Annotated in this window: 2 protein-coding genes; both read left to right on the top strand. The window is 45.7% G+C overall.

Going from position 1 to position 2,072, the window contains the following annotated elements:
- A partial coding sequence (locus PMIT1303_RS13025; RefSeq protein ID WP_156486851.1) for a class I SAM-dependent methyltransferase occupies nucleotides 1-1,142 on the top strand: 1,142 nt, incomplete at its 5' end.
- A 550-nt stretch (nucleotides 1,143-1,692) separates the two neighbouring features.
- Nucleotides 1,693-1,857, top strand: a complete 165-nt coding sequence (locus tag PMIT1303_RS13105; protein WP_156486850.1) for a hypothetical protein — start codon at nucleotides 1,693-1,695, stop codon at nucleotides 1,855-1,857.
- Nucleotides 1,858-2,072: the final 215 nt, after the last annotated feature.

Genomic DNA, 2,072 nt, shown 5'->3' with positions numbered 1-2,072 from the left:
GTGATCAAGCGCTTACCTCAACCCTCAAATCTCTAGAGCTCAAGCCTGATAACCCCACTGCCCACATGAACCTGGGCTGGATCTACAAAGATCTCGGCAACCTTGATCAAGCTCTTGCCTCCACTCTTAAATCCCTAGAGCTCAAGCCTGATAACCCCGATGCCCACATCAACCTGGGCGGGATCTACAGAGATCTCGGCAACCTTGATCAAGCTCTTGCCTCCACTCTTAAATCCCTAGAGCTCAAGCCTGATAACCCCGATGCGCTTTGCAATTTAGGCAACATCTACAGAGACCTAGGCAATCTCAATGAAGCAAAAAAGTCAGTGCTAAAGGCGCTTAACATAAACCCTAATCATTTCAGCTCTGCATGGAATCTATATGGACTTGCTAGCAACGCTGTAGAGGCTGAAAAGAGCATCAATCTCTGCCTTTCTATTGACACGAAAGACCCAAAACCAAAAATCATTCTAGCGGCATTAAGGTACCATCAAGGCGATAGCACTTTACTAGAAAATATTTCTCAGTCGCAATACAAGCAGCATCCATATGCTCGATCTATCAAATGGGTTTCCGACTTGCCCAATACTCCTTTATTATTTTTCAATAGGTGGGACTTCTTCGACCATATGGTCGACATAAGCATCCCAAGCAGACCATTTTACGAATTTGGTGTGTGGAATGGTGCTTCATTCAGGTATTTAACTAAGTCATTAAAAAGAGGTTTTGGTTTTGACACATTCGAGGGCTTGCCTGAAAGATGGCATAATGAAAAGGAAGGCAAATACTCTGCATTTGGAGTCATTCCACAGGTTGAAGGAGGCATTTTTGTCAAAGGGAAATTCGAAGAGACTCTTCCAACTTTTTTCTCTAAGCAACAACCAATCGCATCAATAATAAACTTTGACGCTGATTTGTATTCGTCGACACTATGCGCGCTAGAAAACTGCAAGACAGTGATAGATTCTCATACGATCTTGATATTTGATGAATTGATTATTAACAAACACTGGGAAGAAGATGAGTACAAGGCACTGAGTGAATTTTGCGCCAAGCACAGTTTGACCTACGACGTAATTGCTGTTTCATACTTTACGAAACAAGTTGCAGTCAAACTGCTTGAGCAAGATAGGGAGCATTGAGCGGCAAGACGCCTTAGACAGAAAGCGATAACGAATTAACAGATTTACAGTGCAATATTTGATTTGAGCAAGCACTTAGATAGTTGCACTATAATCTAAGGGAAGTGATTAGGGCATGCTCGGTTAGCATTCAAAACAACCAATCACTTCGCCAGGAGCTCGAAGTGGAGTTCAGCCAAGTGAAAGATGCCTAGAAGGCCGCTCGAGATACTCTTGATCAATTAGCAGATAAGGGGCTACTGGATAAACGGAAGGCCCCGCTTGAGGGAAAGGGTGACGACGTTCTATTCCGGCCTTATGGCGCTGATCTTTCTAAGTCTGATATGTCGGCTCTATGGAAATACCCTCCGGACACTCCGCACCCTCCGGTCCCTCTTAAATGCGTACAACCCCAGAAAGGTTTTATTCACTCTCATTCTTTGTCTGGAGAAAGTGCGGAGGGTAAAGGGGGTCCGGAGAGTGTTTTTACAAAGCCCGGGAGTGATGCGCTGACTCTTCCAATCAAAAACGCCAATACCTCCTGTAAGCGCCACATAGAAGATGATCCCCATTGGCCGCCAAGGCCAGAGAAGTGCTGATGATGATTCGGGTGTTACTGGATGATGCGGCCCTCATCAATAATGATTCTGAGGCCCAGGAGCTGCTCTCTCTAGGGCTCCAGTGCTTATTGCCGCTGGCAATGCGAAATACGGCAATGAGTGGGGAGCAAGGATAGAGATCGCTTGAGAGAGGTTCTGGTCTGGCTTGAGAGATGGCTCTAAACCATCAGTAATATCTCCTTGATTCGACGATTGATGACGTGACAGATTTGGCGGCCATCCAAGCACTCTCAGCAGCTGGTCGCCATCAGGAATGCCTACAGGCTTGCCAAGAAGTCCTTGAGCAAGACCTTGAGCAGGCAGTTGCTTACAAATATGCAGGAAAATCCTT

This window comes from Prochlorococcus sp. MIT 1303 (assembly GCF_001631965.1).
Taxonomy (GTDB): Bacteria; Cyanobacteriota; Cyanobacteriia; order PCC-6307; family Cyanobiaceae; genus Prochlorococcus; species Prochlorococcus marinus_D.
Note: the sequence above shows the minus strand (reverse complement) of the source record. Positions and strands in the feature narration are given on the sequence as shown.